An 18330-nucleotide genomic window follows, 5' to 3' on the forward strand; every position below is an offset into this window, starting at 1 on the left:
AGGGTCCGTTACTGGCTGACGCCGCCGGTCTCGACGGCTTCGAGGTTGAAGGCTGCGGCCATCAGCGCGCGCGTGTAGTCGGCTTTTGGCGCATGGAAAATCTCGGTCGCGGGCCCCTGCTCCACTACCTTGCCGGCGCGCATGACGATCACTTCGTTGGCAAGCGCTTTCACGACGCGCAGGTCATGGCTGATGAACAGATAGGCGAGATCGTGCTTCTTCTGCAGGTCGCGCAGCAGATCGACCACTTGAGCTTGCACCGTCATGTCGAGCGCCGAGGTCGGCTCGTCCAGCATGACGAAGCGGGGCTTCAAGACCATGGCACGGGCAATCGCGATGCGCTGGCGCTGACCGCCGGAAAATTCGTGCGGATAACGCCAGCGGGTGGCCGTGTCGAGACCAACCTCGTCGAGCGCCCAGCAGACGCGGGCATCGCGTTCGGCGGCGGAGAGCTTTCGCTCATGCACCTTAAGTCCCTCGGCAATGATCTCACCGACCGACATGCGCGGGCTAAGCGAGCCGAACGGGTCCTGGAAGACGATCTGCAGCCGATCGCGCAATGGCCGCATCTCGGCGAAGGAATAGCCGTCGATGTCCTGGCCGATGAAGCTGATCCGCCCCTTGGACGAGATGAGGCGGGCGAGAGCGAGGCCTAGCGTCGTCTTGCCGGAGCCCGATTCGCCGACGACGCCGAGCGTCTGACCGGCACGCAGCACCATGTCCACCCCATCGACCGCCTTCACGTGGTCGACGACCTTGCGCAGGAAGCCGGCCTTGATCGGGAACCAGACGCGGATGTCGTCGCCCTGCATGACAACCGGCTTGGTCTCGTCAAGTGTGGGCGGTTCGCCGCGCGGTTCGGAGGCCAAGAGCTTCTTGGTATAGTCGTGCTGAGGATTGGTGAAGATGTCCTCGACCGGGCCGCTTTCGACGATCTGACCCTTGGTCATGACGCAGACCTTGTCGGCGAACTTGCGCACGATGCCGAGGTCATGGGTGATGAACAGCATGGACATGCCGTGGTCGGCCTTGAGCTTGCGCAGAAGATCGAGGATCTGTGCCTGGACCGTCACGTCGAGCGCGGTGGTCGGTTCGTCGGCGATCAGGAGCTTCGGCCGGTTGGCAAGCGCCATGGCGATCATCACGCGCTGGCGCTGGCCACCAGACAATTCGTGCGGATAGGCGGAAAGGCGTTTTTCCGGATCGCGGATGCCGACCTGGCGCAGGAGCTCGAGCGTGCGTTCGCGCGCCGTCTGGCCGGCGATGGCCTGATGCAGCGCCAGGATTTCGCCGATCTGCTTCTCGATATTGTGGAGTGGATTGAGCGAGGTCATCGGCTCCTGGAAGATCATGGTGATGTCGTTGCCGCGCACCGCGCGAAGCTCGCGCTCCGGCGCCGTCATCAGGTCGCGGCCCTCGAACATGATCTCGCCTGACGGATGGCTGGCCGCAGGATAGGGCAAGAGCTTGAGGATCGAGGCTGCGGTAACCGATTTACCCGAACCGGATTCGCCGACCAGCGCCACGACCTCGCCCGGCACGATATCGAAGGATACGCGGTCGACAGCGAGCGTCTCCGTATCCCCCTGGTGAAAGGCAACGGACAGATCGCGGACGGAAAGAAGCGGAGCCGTCATCGGAACGTCTTCCTCGGGTCGAAGGCATCGCGCACAGCCTCTCCGACGAAGATCAGCAGAGAGAGCATGATCGACATGGTGAAGAAGGCGGTGAGGCCGAGCCAGGGGGCCTGGAGATTGCGTTTGCCTTGAGCGATCAGTTCGCCGAGCGAGGGCGAGCCGGGCGGCATGCCGAAGCCAAGGAAGTCGAGCGAGGTCAGCGTGGTGATCGAGCCCGACAGGATGAAGGGCAGGAAGGTGAGGGTCGCCACCATGGCATTGGGCAACAGGTGGCGGAACATGATGGTCCAGCTGCCGACACCAAGCGCACGAGCGGCATTGACATATTCGAAGTTTCGGGCGCGCAGGAACTCGGCTCGGACGATGCCGACAAAGCTCACCCAAGAGAACAGCAGCATAATGCCGAGCAGGACGAAGAAGCCGGGCGGCAGGATGGCGGCGATAATCAGCAGGATGTAGAGAACCGGCATGGACGACCAGATCTCGATCAATCGCTGCATCAGGAGATCGGTCCAGCCGCCGAAATAGCCCTGGATAGCACCGGCTGTCACGCCGACGATCGCCGAGCAGATGGTGAGGATCAGGCCGAACAGGACGGAGATGCGGAAACCGTAGATCATCCGGGCAGCAACGTCGCGGGCCTGATCGTCGGTGCCCAGCCAATTGAGGTTGCCGATCACGCAATTCGGGTCCCCGTCCTTAAGCGGATATGCTGAGCAACGCTCAACCTTGTCCATCAGCCAGAAGGGCGCGGTCGGGGCAGAATGGGGAATCTCGGAATTGACGGTCCGGTAGGAATAGCGGATTGGCGGCCAGACCATCCAGCCATTGGCGTTGATCTCGTCGGTGATGAAGGGCGAGCGGTAGTCGGTAACCGCCAGGAAACCACCGAACTTCTCCTCCGGATAGTCAACAACGACTGGAGAGAGGATTTCGCCCTTGTAGGACACAAGCAACGGCCGGTCGTTGGCAATGAACTCGGCAAACAGCGACAGCACGAACAGCACCATGAAGAGCCAGAACGACCAGTAGCCGCGCTTGTTGGACCGGAAGTTTTCCAGCCGGCGCTTGTTGGTTGGCGAGAGCCACGGCTTCCGGACCGGGGCCACGGCATCGGTGCGGGAGGCGTCGAGCGCGGTCATGTCAGACATCCCTCCGCTCGAAATCGATGCGCGGATCGATCCATGTGTAGATCAGGTCGGAAACCAGGCTGACGACGAGGCCCATGAGCGAGAAGATGTAGAGCGTGGCAAAGACGATCGGATAGTCACGGTTGACGACGGCGAGATAGCCGAGGCGGCCGAGGCCATCGAGCGAGAAGATGTTCTCGATCAGCAGCGACCCGGTAAAGAAGGCCGAGATGAAGGCGCCCGGAATGCCGGCAATCACGATCAGCATGGCATTGCGGAAGACGTGGCCGTAGAGCACCTGGCGCTCGGCGAGCCCCTTGGCGCGGGCGGTCACCACATATTGCTTCTTGATCTCGTCGATGAAGGAATTCTTGGTGAGCAGGGTTGTCGTGGCGAAGGCAGAAAGCAGCAGGGCCGTCAGCGGCAGGGTGAGGTGCCAGAAGTAGTCGAGGATCTTCTCCCACCACGAAAGCTCGGCGAAATTGTCCGAGGTGAGGCCACGCAGCGGGAACCAGTCGAAGAAGGATCCGCCGGCGAAGAGCACGATCAACAGGATGCCGAACAGGAAGCCCGGCACGGCATAGCCGATGACGATGACGCCGGAGGTCCAGACATCAAAAGGAGATCCGTCGGCAACCGCCTTCTTGATGCCAAGCGGAATGGAAATGGCATAGGAGATTATCAGAACCCAGACGCCGAGCGAGATTGAAACCGGCATCTTCTCAACGATCAGGTCGATGACGCTGGTGTTGCGGAAGAAACTCTCGCCGAAATCGAAGCGGATATAGTTCCACATCATGTCGAGGAAGCGGGTGAGCGGCGGCTTGTCGAAGCCGAACTGCTTTTCCAGCTTGGCGATCAGTTCCGGATCGAGCCCCTGTGCGCCGCGATATTTCGCGTTCATCTCGTCGCCAGCGAATTGCTGATTGAGCATGTCGCCACCGCCGGAGAGGCGCTGGTCGGCGCTGTCGCCCTGGCCAGTCAACTGGGCGATCACCTGCTCGACCGGGCCGCCGGGGGCGAACTGGATGACAAGGAAGGAAATCGCCATGATGCCGACGATGGTCGGGATCATCAGCAGCAGGCGCCTCAGGATATAGGCACCCATCAGACTTTCGCTCCCGGCGCCCATGCGCCCTGCTCAACCATGGTCATCCTTGCTTCGATCAATCCGCGGACCCCTTCGGTGACACCGATTCGTTATTGTCATTCCTAGCCGTTCAAGGCCTGAGCGCAAAGCCCGGCCTTACCGGACCGCCGCTTTCGACCACCAGACGGCTGGAAAGCCAATCGAATAGGTCGGCAATTCCGCCGGATGATCGAACTTGTCCCAATAGGCGATGCGGGCCGTGCTTCCATAGTAAAGCGGAACGACATAATCGTGGGCGAGCAGCACGCGATCAAGCGCCCGGGTGGCCGCCACCAGTTCGTCGCGCCCCTTGGCGAAGATCACCTTATCGATCAGCGCGTCGATCCCCGGATCTGCAATGCCGGCATAGTTGCGCGAGCCTTCGCGATCCTTTGACACCGATCCCCAGAAGTCGCGCTGCTCGTTACCCGGGTTGAGCGTCTGCGCCCAAACCACCCAGGTCATGTCATAGTCGAAGCTGCGGGCGCGGTTGGCGTATTGCGACGCATCAACGGTGCGCACGCGAGCCTCAATGCCAATCTTGCGCAGGACTTCGCTGTAGGGCACGGCTACCACTTCGAGCAGGGGGCTGGACAGCAGGATTTCAAAACTGAGAGGTTTGCCGGTCCCAGCATGGATCATTCGCCCCCCCTTGATCTCGTAGCCCGCCTCGTTGAGCAAGGCGACCGCATTGCGCAGGTTGTCGCGTTGCGCCTGCGGCGTTCCGCCGACCGGATTAACGTAAGGGGTGGTAAAGACTTCGGCCGGGACGTTGTCCCTGACCTCGTTCAGTATTTCCGCCTCGCGTGCGTCCGGCAAACCTTTGGAGGCGAGTTCCGTGCCGAAGAAGAAGCTGTCCACCCGCGTGTATGCGCCATGGAAGACGGTGCGGTTCAGCTCCTCGAAATCGAGCGCATAGTTCAGCGCCTCTCGGACGCGCTGGTCCTTGAACATCTCGCGGCGCATGTTCGGCACCAGTGCCTGCATGATGCCGGTGGCGCGATAGGGGTTGGGCAATTCCTCACGCTTGACCCGACCCTCCTTGACTGCCGGGAAATCGTAGGACGTCGCCCAGCGCGCCGCCTTGGTCTCCATCCAGTAGTCGAAATTGCCGGAACGGAAGGCCTCGAACTGGACGTTGAGGTCGCTGAACATGGTGTAGCTGATTGAACCGAAATTGTTCTGGCCCACATTGACGTTGAGATCCCTGGCCCAATAGTCGTCGCGCAGCTCGTAGCGGATCGTAGCGCCGGCCTTGAACTCGGCGATCCTGTAGGGACCCGATCCCATGACCGGCTCGAGCGTCGTGCGGTTGATGTCGCGCGGCTTGCCGTCAGGGCCTGAGCCTTCCCACCAGTGCTTGGGCAGGATCTGGAACTGACCGAGGATCATCGGCAATTCGTGATTGTTCTTCTCGTCGAAGCGGAAGGTGACGTCGCGCTCACCGGTTTTCTCAACGGCAATCACATGGCGATAATAGCTCATGTAGAGCGGATTGAGGTCCTTCGATTTCTCGAAGCTGAAAATGACGTCTTCCGGCGTGACCGGCTTGCCATCGGCCCATTTCGCCTCGGCGCGCAGGCGGAAAGTCGCCGACGACACGTCCTCGGGATAGGAAACGCCCTCAGCGAGCAGACCGTAAGAGGCCGAGATCTCGTCTTCGGCGTCCTTCATCAGCGTGTCGAACAGCAGACCGAGACCAGGGGCGGCCTCTCCCTTCTCCAGGATCGGATTGAAGGTATCAAAGGTGCCGGTGGCTGCGAGCTTGAGGTCTCCGCCTTTCGGCGCGGCCGGATTGACGTAGTCGAAATGCGGAAAACCGACGGGGTACTTTACCTCGCCGGACAGGGCGACACCGTGGCGCAGGGGCTCAGCGGATTGCGCCGGCAGAGCGATAACCATAGTCAGAAAGGACAGAAGAGCCCCCACCCACACTTTCGCCAACCCCATACAAATCACCCCTCGTTTTTTATGGATTGCCAAAACAATAAGCCAAACCACGGCAAAAAACAGGCCATACGTACGGAAGTGTACGAACGGGCCTTGGAAAACACGGATTCACCAAAATCCTGTTCCAAGGTATTGTGATGGCAAATCACCCGGACGGGGCGGGCGATCCTGGATGCGGCGGAAGACAGCATGACGATGATGATGCGTGGAAGGTTGAAGGCTCTGGCAAAGGGCCTGACCATGGCGGCGGGACTTGTCGCTACGATAGCCGGCGGCGCGTCGGCGGAAAGCCGGCCAGCCAAGGAATTGTTCGGCGGCATGAAACTTCCTGCGCGGGCGGTGCCTGCTCCGTATGGATCCTACGCCAAGGGCTGTATTGCCGGTGCGGTCGCTATCCCGGTCGACGGTCCCAACTGGCAAGCCATGCGCCTGTCGCGCAACCGGCGTTGGGGCCATCCGCAGATGATTTCACTGATCGAACGGCTGTCGAAGGATGCGCCGAGCGTCGGCTGGCCAGGCATCCTGATCGGTGACGTGTCGCAGCCGCGCGGCGGACCAATGCTGTCCGGCCATGCCTCGCACCAGATTGGCCTCGACGCCGACATCTGGCTGACCCCGATGCCGAACCGGCGCATGTCGGCCAAGGAGCGGGAAGACCTGCCCTTCACCTCGACGCTCAAGAACAACAAGTTCCTGACCATCGACGACAAGGTCTGGACGCCCGCCCACGCCCGGATGATTATGCTGGCGGCGAGTTATCCCGAGGTTGAGCGCATTTTCGTCAATCCGGCGATCAAGAAAAAACTGTGCGACACTTGGTCCGGCAACCGCTCGGCGCTTGGCAAGGTTCGGCCGGTCTACGGCCATGACGCGCATTTCCACATCCGCATGAAGTGCCCGCAAGGGGCCACAGGCTGCAAACCGCAGGCGGCGGTTCCGGCCGGTGACGGCTGCGACAAGTCGCTGGCCTGGTGGTTCACCGACGAACCCTGGGCCAAGCCGAAGAAAGACCCGAACGCTCCCCCACCGAAGCCGCCGCGGCCGACACAATTGTCCGACCTGCCGAAAGCTTGCGCCGCGGTGTTGCAGGCCCCCTCGCCCGACAGCGAAATGGCGGCGACTTATGGCGGCGGTGGAGGAACGGTTGTGGCTTCCGCGCTCGTGCCCGTTGCGGCGGGCCAGAACGACGCCGTTCCTGCGATCGCAGCACAATTTCCGGAGCTTCCACTGGTCGTGCCGATCCCCCTTCCGCGCCCCGCCGGCTACTGACGCGCAGAAGGCTCCGCCCACGGACTTTTCAAGCAGCACATCCTGGGTTAGAAGGCGATCAAATCGATTTAAATCAGGCCGGCAGGTTTCATGACCCGATGCATCGCTTTGATTGCCCATGATCAGAAAAAGGACGATATGGCGGATTTCTCCAGTCGTCACCAGTCGGTACTTGCCTCATGGCGGATCGTCGCCACGGGCACGACCGGCGGCCGGATCCAGGCGGCCTGCCCGAACCTCGAAGTAACCCGGCTGAAGAGCGGCCCGCTCGGCGGCGACCAGCAAATCGGCGCGATGATCGCCACGGGCGAGGTCGACATGCTGATTTTCTTCGTCGATCCTTTGACATCCATGCCACATGATGTCGATGTGAAGGCGCTGATGCGACTGGCGACAGTCTACGACATTCCGATGGCACTCAACCGCGCCACCGCGGAAATCCTGATGAAAACCCAAGCGAACTGAGCGCCCCGCCTCGGTCCAAACGGAACCGGACATGCCCAAGCCCCACGATAACGACAAGCTGACGTTTCCTATCCTGATCGGCGACATTGGCGGAACGAATGCCCGCTTTTCCATCCTGATCGACGCCTATGCCGAGCCGAAGGCGTTTCCGATCGTTCACACCGCCGATTTCACCACGATCGACGAAGCGATCCAGGCGACCGTGCTCGACAAGACCTCGGTTCAGCCACGCTCGGCGATCCTTGCCATTGCCGGTCCGATCGAGGGAGACGAGATCGCGCTCACCAATTGCGACTGGGTGGTGCGCCCGAAAGCGATGATCGCAGATCTCGGCTTTGCCGAGGTGATGGTGGTCAATGATTTCGAGGCCCAGGCCCTGGCGGTGGCCTCTCTCGCCGAGCAGGATCGCACGCCGATTGGCGGCAACCATCTAAGCCCGCTCGCGTCGCGCGTCGTGCTCGGACCCGGCACCGGCCTCGGCGTGGCCGGTCTTGTCCATGCGCAACACACCTGGTTTCCGGTTCCCGGCGAAGGCGGTCACGTCGACATTGGCCCGCGTAGCGAACGGGACTTCGCGATCTTCCCGCACCTGACAGCGATCGAAGGACGCATCTCGGCCGAGCAAGTGCTGTGCGGCCGCGGCATCGTCAACGTCTATACGGCAGTCTGCCTCGCAGATGGCGTCGAACCGAAATTTACGATCCCGGCGGACATTACCGCCACCGGCCTTTCGGGGGCCGACGCCCAGGCCGAAGAGACGATCAGCCTGTTCGTCACCTATCTCGGCCGGCTCGCCGGCGATCTCGCTCTGATCTTCATGGCGCGCGGGGGCGTCTTCCTCTCCGGCGGCATTTCCCAGAAGATCATCCCAGCCCTGCAGCGCCCCGAGTTCCGCCAGGGCTTCGAGGACAAGGCGCCGCACACAGCATTGATGAAGACCATCCCGACCTTTGTCGTCACCCATCCACTTGCGGCACTCTCGGGCCTCGCCAGCTATGCCCGGACGCCCAGCAATTTCGGCCTTGCAACCGAAGGACGGCGCTGGCACGGCTGAACCGGGCTGCTGCTTCAGGGCGGATTGACTATGGCCAAACGCCATTCGACTGGCTATAGAGCGCCCAGCGCGGGCCGATGGCGCATGCCGCGGCCCTTTTCCAACGGGAACGCCCTCATTTGAACGCCAGCAGGAAAAACCAGATACCGGTCAGCTCGACAAGCCTAACCGCTGTCCTCAAGCGTATCATCGCGGAAAACGGCCGCGACCACGTGCGCAGCTACGCCTTTGCCGTTTTCTGCCTGGTGATTGTCGCATTGACGACCGCCTTTACCGCCTGGATCATGGAGGCAGTGGTCAACGAGGCCTTCGCCAACCAGCGTGCCGACGTCGTCCTGCTGATTTGTGGCTCGATCCTCGCCGCCTTCATGCTGCGCGGCTTCGCCGGCTACGGCCAGGCGGTTACGCTTTCGAGGATCGGCAACAACATCGTCGCGCGCTACCAGCGGCGCCTCTACTCGCACCTGATGACCTTGTCGCTCGGTTACTTCACCGAGTCCCGCTCTGCCCGGCTGGCTGCCCAGATCAGCCAGAACATCAACGGCATCCGTGATGTGTTGAATCTGACCGTGACCTCCATGGCGCGCGACCTGCTGACGCTGGTCGCCCTGGTCGGGGTTATGGTGTTCAAGGACCCGGTTCTGTCGCTGATCGTCTTCGTGGCTGCTCCGCCGCTCCTCTTGGCGATGCGTTATATTTCCAAACGGCTCCGCAGCGCCACCAAGGAGTCGGTGATCTACAACAGCCATGTCGTGGGGGCGATCCAGGAAACGATCCAGGGGATCGCCATCGTCAAAGCCTTCACCATGGAGGCCGAACTCGAGCGCAAAGTCGAGGGAACGATCAAGGCGGCCGAGAAACGCTCCAACCGCATCGCACGGCTGAGCGAACGCACGTCGCCGATCACCGAGACCTTTGCCGGTGTCGCGATCTCCGGTGTTCTGGCCTATGCCGCCTTCCGGTCGATCTATGGCGGCGTTCTACCCGGCGCCTTCTTCTCCTTCGTCACCGCCCTTCTGCTGGCCTATGAACCAGCCAAACGCCTGGCCAAGCTGCAGGTGCAGATGGAACGCGCCGTGGTCAATGCGCGGATGATCTACGAGATCCTCGACATGCAGACCCACCAACGCGACCGGGACGGTGCAGCGGACCTGAAAGTGAGCGAAGCACGTATCGAATTCCGCGGCGTAAAGTTCTCCTATGGGGATAACGATGCGGTGCTCAAGGGGATCGATTTTGTCGCGGAGGGCGGCAAGACGACCGCTCTGGTCGGGCCGTCCGGGGCAGGCAAGTCGACAGTGATCACGCTCATCCCACGGTTCTACGATCCGCTCGAGGGCGAAATCCTGATCGACGGGCAGAATATCGCCGACGTCACCAAGGCCTCGTTGCGCAAGCATCTCGCCTACGTGTCGCAGCAGCCGTATCTTTTCGAAGGGACGATCCGCGACAACATCCGCTATGGCCGCCCCGACGCCACCGATGCCGAGATCGAGGAAGCGGCTCGGCTTGCGCATGCCCATGATTTCATTCTGGCCCAGCCGCTCGGCTATGATACCCCGGTCGGTGAAAACGGCGTCACGCTTTCCGGCGGACAGCGCCAGCGCCTGTCGATCGCCCGCGCGCTGGTGCGCAATGCGCCGATCCTTCTGCTCGATGAGGCGACATCCGCCCTCGATACCGAGTCCGAGGCTGCCGTGCAGAAGGCGCTCGACGAGGCGATGACCGGCCGCACCGTTGTGGTGATCGCCCACCGGCTGTCGACCGTCCGCCGGGCCGACAAGATCATCGTCATGCAGGCCGGCACGATCGCCGAGGAAGGCAGCCACGACGACCTTGCACAGCGTCCAGACGGGCTTTACGCTCGACTGAACCAGCTCCAGCCGACCGCCGCCACGGACGACTTCATCTAAGGGACAGCCGATCGCCATGAAGGATGCTATGAAACTCGTCGTGGTGGGTGCCGGCGGTCGGATGGGCCAGACACTGATCCGCGTGATCGAATCGACCGAAGGCGTGAAGCTGCACGCAGCAGTCGAGCGGCAAGGCTCGAACCTCATCGGCCGCGATGCCGGCGAGCTTGCCGGGCTCGGACACATCGAGATTCCCGTGACCGACGACCCGCTCGCCGCCTTCCTCGATGCCGACGGCGTCATCGACTTCACCTCGCCGCAAGCCTCCACCGAATTTGCCGCGCTTGCCGCCCAGGCGCGCATCGTCCATGTAATCGGCACCACAGGTTGCCTGGCCGAACACGACGCCCGGATCGAGGCCGCCTCCCGCCACGCGCGGATCGTCAAGTCCGGGAATATGAGCCTCGGGGTCAACCTGCTCTCGGTGCTCGTCCAGCAGGCAGCGCGCGCGCTCGACGCCGCCGGCTGGGACATCGAGGTGCTGGAAATGCATCATAAGCACAAGGTCGATGCACCGTCTGGAACCGCGCTCTTGCTCGGCGAAGCCGCCGCCCGCGGTCGTGGCGTGGATCTCGCCTCTCATTCGGTACGGGTTCGCGACGGGCATACCGGTGCTCGCGAGACTGGTTCGATCGGCTTTGCCACGTTGCGCGGCGGCTCGGTGGTCGGCGAGCACTCGATCGTTCTCGCCGGCGAGGGCGAACTGGTGACGCTGAGCCACAGTGCCGGCGACCGCTCGATCTTCGCCCGCGGCGCGGTCAAGGCGGCTCTCTGGGCGCGCGATCAAAAACCCGGTCTCTATTCGATGCTCGACGTGCTCGGGCTGTCTTCTTCCATCTGACATCAATGCGGAGGATTTTTCGATGAGTGGTACCCTCGTGCTCGTGCGCCATGGCCAGAGCGAATGGAATTTGAAGAACCTGTTCACCGGCTGGAAGGACCCGGGCCTGACCGAGCTCGGCGTTCAGGAAGCCAATGCCGGCGGCAAGGCGCTTGCCGAATACGGTAAGAAGTTCGACATCGCGTTCACCTCGGTGCTTTCGCGCGCGCAGAAGACCTGCCAGATCGTGCTCGACAATGTGGGCCAGCCAGACCTCGAAACGATCTGCGACGAGGCGCTCAACGAGCGCGACTACGGCGACCTCTCCGGCCTCAACAAGGATGACGCCCGCGCCAAATGGGGCGAGGAACAGGTGCACATCTGGCGCCGCTCCTACGACGTTCCGCCGCCGGGCGGCGAGAGCCTGCGCGACACCGGCGCCCGCGTCTGGCCCTATTACATGACCGAGATCCTGCCGCGCGTCCTGCGGGGCGAGACCGTGCTTGTCGCCGCCCATGGCAACTCGCTGCGCGCGCTCGTCATGGTGCTCGACCGCCTGTCGAAGGAAGAGATCCTCAAGCTCAACCTCGCGACCGGCGTGCCGATGGTCTACAAGCTGAACGCGGATTCGACGGTGAAGTCGAAAGAAGTGCTCGGCGACATGTCGGGCGCGCACTGAGGCATCCTTTCATCGTCAATTCATGATGGTGAACTCGACGCGGTCGGCGGGAAACCGGGTGACCGCGTATTGTATGGGAATGCCGTCCAGGTCGGTATTGAGTGCCCGGGTCACCAGGACGATGGCGCCCGGCGTCAGCGCCAGTTGCGCGACATCGTCGGGCTCGGCATGGGTGGCGGAGACCTTCGTTACATCGCGCAGGTAATCACTCACGCCTTGATCCATAAGCGCCCGGGTGATCGAGCCGGTCCGGCGAAAGGCCGTGTCGATGCCGTCGAAGCGCCCGGCCGGGAACCAGGTCGTGGAGCGTGACAGCGGACGGCCATCGGCCTTGCGCAGCACTTCGAGGCGGATGACCGGATCGCCGGTGGCAAGCTTCAGCCATTTTGCCACCTCGGTGCCGGCCGGCTCCCGCCCTGAAGACAACAGCAGCCCTTCCAAATCCCGTGCCTGCGCGCCGATGCCCTCGGTGAAACGGGTGCGCCTGGCGATCGGGAAGGTGAATTTGTCCTTCCGGTCGATCATTGTGCCGCGTCCCTGCACGGCCCGCACGATGCCTTCCTGGCCGAGCGCCGCGAGCGCACTTCGCACCGTGTGACGATTGACCCCGAACTGCTCGGCGATCTGCGTTTCGGGTGGGACCATGCCCGTCGCATCATAGTCCCCTTGCGCAATGGAGGCACGGATCCTGTCGGCGATCTGGCGCCACAGCGCCACGCCCTTTTGTCGTTCCATCGTTTTCCGCTCAGTCATGTCACACGCTTGTCACGCCGGATTGCTAGCCATAAAGTAACTTGTATAGTTGTCTATATTACTAGACATTTAGGGGCCTGACAATGGAAGCTAGACAGGAAAACCCAGAAATCCAGAAGCCGGAGCGCAAGCGCGTGGTCGACCTGCTGGCGCGCGCCGAACTCGATGACCTGACCCGTGTGTGGGACGACCTGGCCCCACAGCCCGAGATGCAAATGCTGCGCGGACCGGAGATCGGGCTCGTCATGGTGCGCGGACGGATCGGCGGCGGCGGCGCGCCCTTCAACCTTGGCGAAGCCACGGTGAGCCGGGCGACGGTGCGGCTGGGCAATGGCGTGGTCGGGCATGGCCATGTGCTCGGCGCCAATCTCAAGCGCGCCAAACTCGCGGCCGTCTTCGACGCGCTCTGGCAGGACCCGGCGCATCGCCCCCTGGTCGAGGCGCAGTTGCTGCAGCCGGTTGCGGCACGGATCGTCGAAGAGAAACAGAAGAAATCGGAAGAAGTGGCTGCGACGCGCGTCGACTTCTTCACCATGGTGCGGGGAGAGGACTGATGAACCCGAAGATCGAAGCCCTGACCGGCGGTTTCGCCGAACCTGTGCATCACGCCCAGAGCGTGTTCCGCATGATGATGGACTGCCTGTCGCGGCCCGGCACCATCCAGTCCATCCTGCCGGAAGTCGAACCGCCGAAGCCGATGGGCGTCGCCGCCGGTGCGATCGCGCTGACGCTCCTCGACCACGACACTCCGGTCTGGCTGACGCCCGGCCTTGCCAAGTCGCCAGTGGCTGAGTGGATCGGATTTCACACCGGCGCGCCCCTCACCCGGGAAAAATCGGAAGCACGCTTCGCCTTTGCCGAGGCCGGCGCAGCGTTCTCCTCCTTCGGCCTTTTTGCCACCGGCACTCAGGAATATCCCGACCGCTCGACGACCATCGTGCTCGAGGTGACGAGCCTCGACAAAGGGCCGGCGCTGACGCTCTCGGGCCCCGGCATCCGGAACAGCGCGGCCATCACACCGCTCGGCCTGCCCGAGATGTTCCTGCGGCAATGGGCCGACAATCGCGCCCATTTTCCGCGCGGCGTCGACGTCGTGCTGACAGCCGGGCACCAGATGCTCGGCCTGCCGCGCACCTGCAAGATCACGCCCAAGGAGGTTTGAGACCATGTATGTTGCCGTCAAGGGCGGGGAAGCCGCCATCGACAATGCACATCGACTGCTGGCCGACCGTCGGCGCGGCGACCGTTCGCTGCCGGCGCTGACCATCGACCAGATCGTCGAACAGCTCGGCCTCGCCGTCGATCGCGTCATGGCGGAAGCCTCGCTGTTCGACCGGGCGCTGGCAGCTCTCGCCGTCAAGCAGGCGCGCGGCGACATGATCGAGGCGATCTTCCTGCTGCGCGCCTATCGCACCACCCTGCCGCGTTTCGGCTATAGCGTGCCGCTCGACACCGGCCGCATGCAGATCGACCGGCGGATTTCGGCGACCTACAAGGATCTGCCCGGCGGACAGCTTCTCGGGCCGACCTTCGACTATACCCATCGCCTGCTCGACACCTCGCTGCTCGATGACGGCGATGTTGCTCAGCCGGCGCGCAAGAAACCGCTTTGCGAGGCGGTGATGCGCGTCTCCGAAATCCTGGCGGAAGAAGGACTGATCGAGGCGGACGGCGACATGCCCGAGGATCACCTCGCCGGCGACATCACCCGCGAGCCGATCGAATTTCCGATGGAACGCGACACGCGGCTGCAGGCGCTTGCCCGCGGCGACGAGGGTTTTCTGCTGGCGCTCGCCTATTCGACCCAGCGCGGCTACGGCCGCACCCATCCGTTCGTCGGCGAAATCCGCATCGGCGAGGTCGAGGTGGAGCTGGAAGTTGCCGAGCTTGGTTTTGCCGTCTCGCTCGGTGACATCCGCGTCACCGAATGCCAGATGGTCAACCAGTTCATGGGATCGGCCAAGGCGCCGCCGCAGTTTACGCGGGGCTATGGCCTGGTGTTTGGCCAGAGCGAGCGCAAGGCGATGGCCATGTCGCTCGTCGATCGGGCTCTGCGCGCCACCGAGTTCGGCGAGGACATCGTCGCCCCGGCGCAGGACGAGGAATTCGTCATTTCACATTCCGACAATGTGCAGGCGACCGGTTTCGTCGAGCACCTGAAACTGCCGCACTATGTCGACTTCCAGGCCGAGCTCGATCTGGTGCGGCGCATGCGCGGCGAGTTCGAGGTCACACGGCGAACGCAGAGGGCCGGACTCGCCGAGGCCGTCGAATGACAAGGACCAGTTCAGTTACCGCTTGCTCAATCACGGCCCTGCTCATTGAACCAATAAGCGCTGCCGACGGTCGTGGCGATCATGACCGAAATGATGATCGTGAGAATGACATTGATTTCCATATCCAGCACCTCCTTCTGATGCAGGACAACGCCCGATGACGCAGGAAGTTTCACAGTATTCAGGTCTGGCGAGCTATAATTTTGCCTATCTGGACGAACAGACCAAACGGATGATCCGCCGCGCGATCCTGAAGGCGATCGCCATACCCGGGTACCAGGTGCCTTTCGCCTCCCGTGAAATGCCCATGCCCTATGGCTGGGGCACGGGCGGCGTGCAGGTGACCGCTTCGATCATCGGCCAGGACGACGTGCTGAAGGTCATCGACCAGGGCGCCGACGACACGACCAATGCCGTCTCCATCCGCGCCTTCTTCCAGAAGGTCGCCAATGTCGCCGTGACCACCCACACGCGGGACGCGACGATCATCCAGACGCGCCACCGCATCCCGGAAGAAAAGCTCAGGGAAAACCAGGTGCTGGTCTACCAGGTGCCGATCCCGGAACCCCTGCGCTTCCTCGAGCCGCGTGAGACCGAGACGCGCAAGATGCATGCGCTCGAGGAATACGGCCTGATGCACGTCAAGCTCTACGAGGACATCGCCAAGAACGGCCGGATCGCCACGACCTATGCCTATCCGGTGAAGGTTGCCGGCCGCTATGTCATGGACCCCTCGCCGACGCCGAAATTCGACAACCCGAAGATGCACATGTCGGAGGCGCTGCAGTTGTTCGGCGCGGGCCGCGAGAAGCGCATCTATGCCGTTCCGCCCTTCACCGAGGTGGTCAGCCTCGATTTCGAGGATCATCCCTTCGAGATCCAGACCTTCGACAAGCCCTGCGCGCTCTGCGGTGCCGAGCAGGTCTATCTCGACGAGGTCATTCTCGACGACAAGGGCGGACGCATGTTCGTCTGCTCCGACACCGATCACTGCGAAGAACGCCGCGAGCATGGCCATGTGGGCCATCTGGGCGTGGCAAAGGAGGCCGCCGAATGAGCGACACGCCGCTTCTCAAGGTCCGCGACCTTTCAAAATTCTACGGCAAGCGCATTGGCTGCAGCAATGTCGCCTTCGATCTCTGGCCTGGAGAGGTTCTGGCGATCGTCGGCGAATCCGGTTCCGGCAAGACCACCTTGCTCAACTGCCTGTCCACCCGGCTGATGCCGACCACCGGCAGCGTCGAGTACCACATGCGTGACGGCGGCTACCGCGACCTCTATCATATGAGCGAGGCCGAGCGGCGCTTCCTGATGCGCACCGACTGGGGCTTCGTCCACCAGAACCCGGCCGACGGCCTGCGCATGACGGTTTCGGCCGGCGCCAATGTCGGCGAGCGGCTGATGGCCATCGGCAACCGGCACTATGGCAATATCCGCAGTACGGCCAGCGACTGGCTGCAACGGGTGGAAATCAGCACGGACCGCATCGACGACCAGCCGCGCGCCTTTTCCGGCGGCATGCGCCAGCGCCTTCAGATCGCCCGCAATCTCGTGACAGGCCCGCGCCTCGTCTTCATGGACGAGCCGACCGGCGGCCTCGACGTCTCGGTGCAGGCGCGCCTGCTCGACCTGGTGCGCGGCCTCGTCAACGACCTCGGCCTGTCAGCCATCGTGGTTACCCACGACCTCGCGGTGGCGCGCCTGCTTTCCCACCGGATGATGGTGATGAAGGACGGGCATGTGATCGAGCAGGGCCTGACCGACCGCGTCCTCGACGACCCGCGCGAGCCCTATACCCAGCTGCTCGTCTCTTCGATCCTGCAAGTCTGAAGCCTTTAAGAGGAAATCCCCATGGCCACGCCCCTCGTCGTCTCGGAAGTCTCCAAGAGCTTCACCATGCACCTGCGCGACGGCCTCCGCCTGCCGGTGGTCGCCAATGTCTCCTTCTCGGTCGCCTCAGGCGAATGCGTCGTGCTCGGCGGACCGTCGGGCATCGGCAAGAGCTCGATCCTGAAAATGCTCTACGGCAATTATGCCGTGGATGCCGGCCAGATCCTGATCGAGCACAAGGACCGCATCATCGACATCGCCAGCGCCGATCCGCGCTCCGTGCTGGAAGTCCGCCGCGCCACGCTCGGTTATGTCAGCCAGTTCCTGCGCACCGTGCCGCGCGTCGCCACCATCGACGTCGTCGCAGAGCCGCTGGTCGCCCGCGGCGTTGCCGCAGAACAGGCGCGCGAGCGCGCCGCAGAACTCCTTGAAAAGCTCAATCTGCCGCGTGATCTCTGGCAGTTGCCACCCGCCACCTTCTCCGGCGGCGAGCAGCAACGCGTCAACATCGCCCGCGGCTTCATCACCGATCACCGCATCCTGCTGCTCGACGAACCGACAGCCTCGCTCGATGCCGCCAACCGCGCCGTCGTCGTCGCGATGATCCGCGCCAAGAAGGCGGCGGGCGTGGCATTGCTCGGCATCTTCCACGACGAGGAAGTGCGCGAAGCCGTCGCCGACCGCATTCTCGACGTCTCGCGGTTCTCACCGCGGAAGGTCGCCGCATGAGCAGGAAACTCGGGCTCGATCCATACATTCACGAAAGCGCCCGTGTGTCGAATTCGACGCTCGGCCGCTACACCGAGGTCTCCGAGCGTTGCCGCCTGGATGAGGTCGTCATGGGCGACTATTCCTACATCATGCAGGACGGATCTGTGTGGTGCGCGCAGATCGGCAAGTTCGCCAATATCGCGGCGGCCGTGCGCATCAACGCCACCAACCATCCGACCTGGCGCGCGACGCTGCACCATTTCACCTATCGCGCCGTCGACTATTTCGAGGGCGCCGAGAACGATCACGACTTCTTCGAATGGCGCCGGGAGAACCGCGTCACGATCGGTCATGACGTGTGGATCGGCCACGGCGCGACGGTGCTCCCTGGCGTCATCGTCGGCAACGGCGCGGTGATCGGCGCCGGCGCAGTCGTCTCGAAGGATGTGGCCCCCTACACGATTGTCGGCGGGGTGCCGGCTCGGCTTATCCGCGAACGCTTTGGGTCGGAGACGGCGGCCCGCATGGAAAAGCTTTGCTGGTGGGACTGGGACCACGACCGGCTATTTGCCGCGCTTGGAGACTTCCGTGCACTGGAAGCTGAGGAATTCATCGAGAAATACTCCTGATCCCCGTTTTTATTCAAGGCCTTGCAAGGTTTTACATTTCCTACACAAATCTGACATTCGCGCTTCATGGGTGCTCGCTAAAGCC

The 18330-nt window shown here is 62.9% G+C and carries 18 protein-coding genes; 13 read left to right on the top strand and 5 right to left on the bottom strand.

What is annotated here, in order from left to right; translation table 11 throughout:
* Positions 1-8 precede the first annotated feature (8 nt).
* The 4 genes from ACWPVA_RS15805 to ACWPVA_RS15820 form a co-directional block, all read right to left on the bottom strand.
* Positions 9-1637, bottom strand: a complete 1629-nt coding sequence (locus ACWPVA_RS15805) for an ABC transporter ATP-binding protein (RefSeq protein ID WP_454288588.1) — start codon at positions 1635-1637, stop codon at positions 9-11.
* Positions 1634-2779, bottom strand: a complete 1146-nt coding sequence (locus ACWPVA_RS15810) for an ABC transporter permease (protein WP_454288589.1) — start codon at positions 2777-2779, stop codon at positions 1634-1636. The genes ACWPVA_RS15805 and ACWPVA_RS15810 overlap by 4 nt, the downstream gene beginning before the upstream one ends.
* Before the next feature lies 1 nt (position 2780).
* Positions 2781-3875: a microcin C ABC transporter permease YejB gene (locus ACWPVA_RS15815; protein ID WP_454288590.1), complete on the bottom strand. Its 1095-nt coding sequence runs from the start codon at positions 3873-3875 to the stop codon at positions 2781-2783.
* A 138-nt stretch (positions 3876-4013) separates the two neighbouring features.
* Positions 4014-5846: an extracellular solute-binding protein gene (locus ACWPVA_RS15820; protein ID WP_454288591.1), complete on the bottom strand. Its 1833-nt coding sequence runs from the start codon at positions 5844-5846 to the stop codon at positions 4014-4016.
* Positions 5847-6035: 189 nt separating this feature from the next.
* On the opposite strand from ACWPVA_RS15820, the gene mepA reads away from it, so the two are divergent.
* The 6 genes from mepA (at position 6036) to ACWPVA_RS15850 (ending at position 12046) form a co-directional block, all read left to right on the top strand.
* On the top strand, positions 6036-7115 hold the full coding sequence (gene mepA / locus ACWPVA_RS15825; protein ID WP_454288592.1) for a penicillin-insensitive murein endopeptidase: 1080 nt from the start codon (positions 6036-6038) through the stop codon (positions 7113-7115).
* Between the two features lie 90 nt (positions 7116-7205).
* On the top strand, positions 7206-7580 hold the full coding sequence (locus tag ACWPVA_RS15830; RefSeq protein ID WP_454288593.1) for a methylglyoxal synthase: 375 nt from the start codon (positions 7206-7208) through the stop codon (positions 7578-7580).
* A gap of 31 nt (positions 7581-7611) precedes the next feature.
* Positions 7612-8634 (top strand): glucokinase, encoded by a 1023-nt coding sequence (locus ACWPVA_RS15835; protein ID WP_454288594.1) that lies wholly within the window; start codon positions 7612-7614, stop codon positions 8632-8634.
* A gap of 119 nt (positions 8635-8753) precedes the next feature.
* Positions 8754-10547, top strand: coding sequence for an ABC transporter ATP-binding protein (locus ACWPVA_RS15840; RefSeq protein WP_454288595.1), 1794 nt, complete (start codon positions 8754-8756; stop codon positions 10545-10547).
* A gap of 16 nt (positions 10548-10563) precedes the next feature.
* Complete coding sequence (gene dapB / locus ACWPVA_RS15845) at positions 10564-11388, top strand: 4-hydroxy-tetrahydrodipicolinate reductase (protein ID WP_454288596.1); 825 nt, start codon at positions 10564-10566, stop codon at positions 11386-11388.
* 22 nt (positions 11389-11410) lie between these two features.
* Positions 11411-12046, top strand: coding sequence for a 2,3-bisphosphoglycerate-dependent phosphoglycerate mutase (locus ACWPVA_RS15850; RefSeq protein ID WP_454288597.1), 636 nt, complete (start codon positions 11411-11413; stop codon positions 12044-12046).
* Positions 12047-12061: 15 nt separating this feature from the next.
* Here the strand turns inward: ACWPVA_RS15850 and phnF are convergent, their stop codons facing one another.
* Entirely contained in the window at positions 12062-12799 is a 738-nt protein-coding gene (gene phnF / locus ACWPVA_RS15855) for a phosphonate metabolism transcriptional regulator PhnF (protein WP_454288598.1), read from the bottom strand.
* A gap of 83 nt (positions 12800-12882) precedes the next feature.
* On the opposite strand from phnF, the gene phnG reads away from it, so the two are divergent.
* The 7 genes from phnG to ACWPVA_RS15890 all read left to right on the top strand — a co-directional run bounded on the left by phnG (position 12883) and on the right by ACWPVA_RS15890 (position 18245).
* Complete coding sequence (gene phnG / locus ACWPVA_RS15860) at positions 12883-13353, top strand: phosphonate C-P lyase system protein PhnG (RefSeq protein WP_454288599.1); 471 nt, start codon at positions 12883-12885, stop codon at positions 13351-13353.
* Positions 13353-13961, top strand: coding sequence for a phosphonate C-P lyase system protein PhnH (phnH, locus tag ACWPVA_RS15865; protein ID WP_454288600.1), 609 nt, complete (start codon positions 13353-13355; stop codon positions 13959-13961). The genes phnG and phnH overlap by 1 nt, the downstream gene beginning before the upstream one ends.
* A 4-nt stretch (positions 13962-13965) precedes the next feature.
* Entirely contained in the window at positions 13966-15075 is a 1110-nt protein-coding gene (locus ACWPVA_RS15870) for a carbon-phosphorus lyase complex subunit PhnI (RefSeq protein WP_454288601.1), read from the top strand.
* Positions 15076-15232: 157 nt separating this feature from the next.
* Positions 15233-16132 (top strand): alpha-D-ribose 1-methylphosphonate 5-phosphate C-P-lyase PhnJ, encoded by a 900-nt coding sequence (locus ACWPVA_RS15875; RefSeq protein ID WP_454288602.1) that lies wholly within the window; start codon positions 15233-15235, stop codon positions 16130-16132.
* A complete protein-coding gene (gene phnK, locus ACWPVA_RS15880; RefSeq protein ID WP_454288603.1) occupies positions 16129-16905 on the top strand; it encodes a phosphonate C-P lyase system protein PhnK in 777 nt (258 codons plus the stop codon). Before ACWPVA_RS15875 ends, phnK begins: the two co-directional genes overlap by 4 nt.
* 21 nt (positions 16906-16926) lie before the next feature.
* Positions 16927-17634 carry a phosphonate C-P lyase system protein PhnL gene (phnL, locus tag ACWPVA_RS15885; RefSeq protein WP_454288604.1) on the top strand — a complete coding sequence of 236 codons (708 nt, stop codon included), beginning with the start codon at positions 16927-16929 and terminating at the stop codon, positions 17632-17634.
* Complete coding sequence (locus ACWPVA_RS15890) at positions 17631-18245, top strand: DapH/DapD/GlmU-related protein (RefSeq protein WP_454288605.1); 615 nt, start codon at positions 17631-17633, stop codon at positions 18243-18245. Before phnL ends, ACWPVA_RS15890 begins: the two co-directional genes overlap by 4 nt.
* Positions 18246-18330 lie beyond the last annotated feature (85 nt).

This window comes from Rhizobium arsenicireducens (assembly GCF_964021225.1).

Bases quoted from the DNA above. Each gene is read 5' to 3' on its own strand.
- ACWPVA_RS15805 (WP_454288588.1), bottom strand. From the start codon at position 1,637: ATGACGGCTCCGCTTCTTTCCGTCCGCGATCTGTCCGTTGCCTTTCAC.
- ACWPVA_RS15810 (WP_454288589.1), bottom strand. From the start codon at position 2,779: ATGACCGCGCTCGACGCCTCCCGCACCGATGCCGTGGCCCCGGTCCGG.
- ACWPVA_RS15815 (WP_454288590.1), bottom strand. From the start codon at position 3,875: ATGGGTGCCTATATCCTGAGGCGCCTGCTGCTGATGATCCCGACCATC.
- ACWPVA_RS15820 (WP_454288591.1), bottom strand. From the start codon at position 5,846: ATGGGGTTGGCGAAAGTGTGGGTGGGGGCTCTTCTGTCCTTTCTGACT.
- mepA (WP_454288592.1), top strand. From the start codon at position 6,036: ATGACGATGATGATGCGTGGAAGGTTGAAGGCTCTGGCAAAGGGCCTG.
- ACWPVA_RS15830 (WP_454288593.1), top strand. From the start codon at position 7,206: ATGACCCGATGCATCGCTTTGATTGCCCATGATCAGAAAAAGGACGAT.
- ACWPVA_RS15835 (WP_454288594.1), top strand. From the start codon at position 7,612: ATGCCCAAGCCCCACGATAACGACAAGCTGACGTTTCCTATCCTGATC.
- dapB (WP_454288596.1), top strand. From the start codon at position 10,564: ATGAAGGATGCTATGAAACTCGTCGTGGTGGGTGCCGGCGGTCGGATG.
- ACWPVA_RS15850 (WP_454288597.1), top strand. From the start codon at position 11,411: ATGAGTGGTACCCTCGTGCTCGTGCGCCATGGCCAGAGCGAATGGAAT.
- phnF (WP_454288598.1), bottom strand. From the start codon at position 12,799: ATGACTGAGCGGAAAACGATGGAACGACAAAAGGGCGTGGCGCTGTGG.
- phnG (WP_454288599.1), top strand. From the start codon at position 12,883: ATGGAAGCTAGACAGGAAAACCCAGAAATCCAGAAGCCGGAGCGCAAG.
- phnH (WP_454288600.1), top strand. From the start codon at position 13,353: ATGAACCCGAAGATCGAAGCCCTGACCGGCGGTTTCGCCGAACCTGTG.
- ACWPVA_RS15870 (WP_454288601.1), top strand. From the start codon at position 13,966: ATGTATGTTGCCGTCAAGGGCGGGGAAGCCGCCATCGACAATGCACAT.
- ACWPVA_RS15875 (WP_454288602.1), top strand. From the start codon at position 15,233: ATGACGCAGGAAGTTTCACAGTATTCAGGTCTGGCGAGCTATAATTTT.
- phnK (WP_454288603.1), top strand. From the start codon at position 16,129: ATGAGCGACACGCCGCTTCTCAAGGTCCGCGACCTTTCAAAATTCTAC.
- phnL (WP_454288604.1), top strand. From the start codon at position 16,927: ATGGCCACGCCCCTCGTCGTCTCGGAAGTCTCCAAGAGCTTCACCATG.
- ACWPVA_RS15890 (WP_454288605.1), top strand. From the start codon at position 17,631: ATGAGCAGGAAACTCGGGCTCGATCCATACATTCACGAAAGCGCCCGT.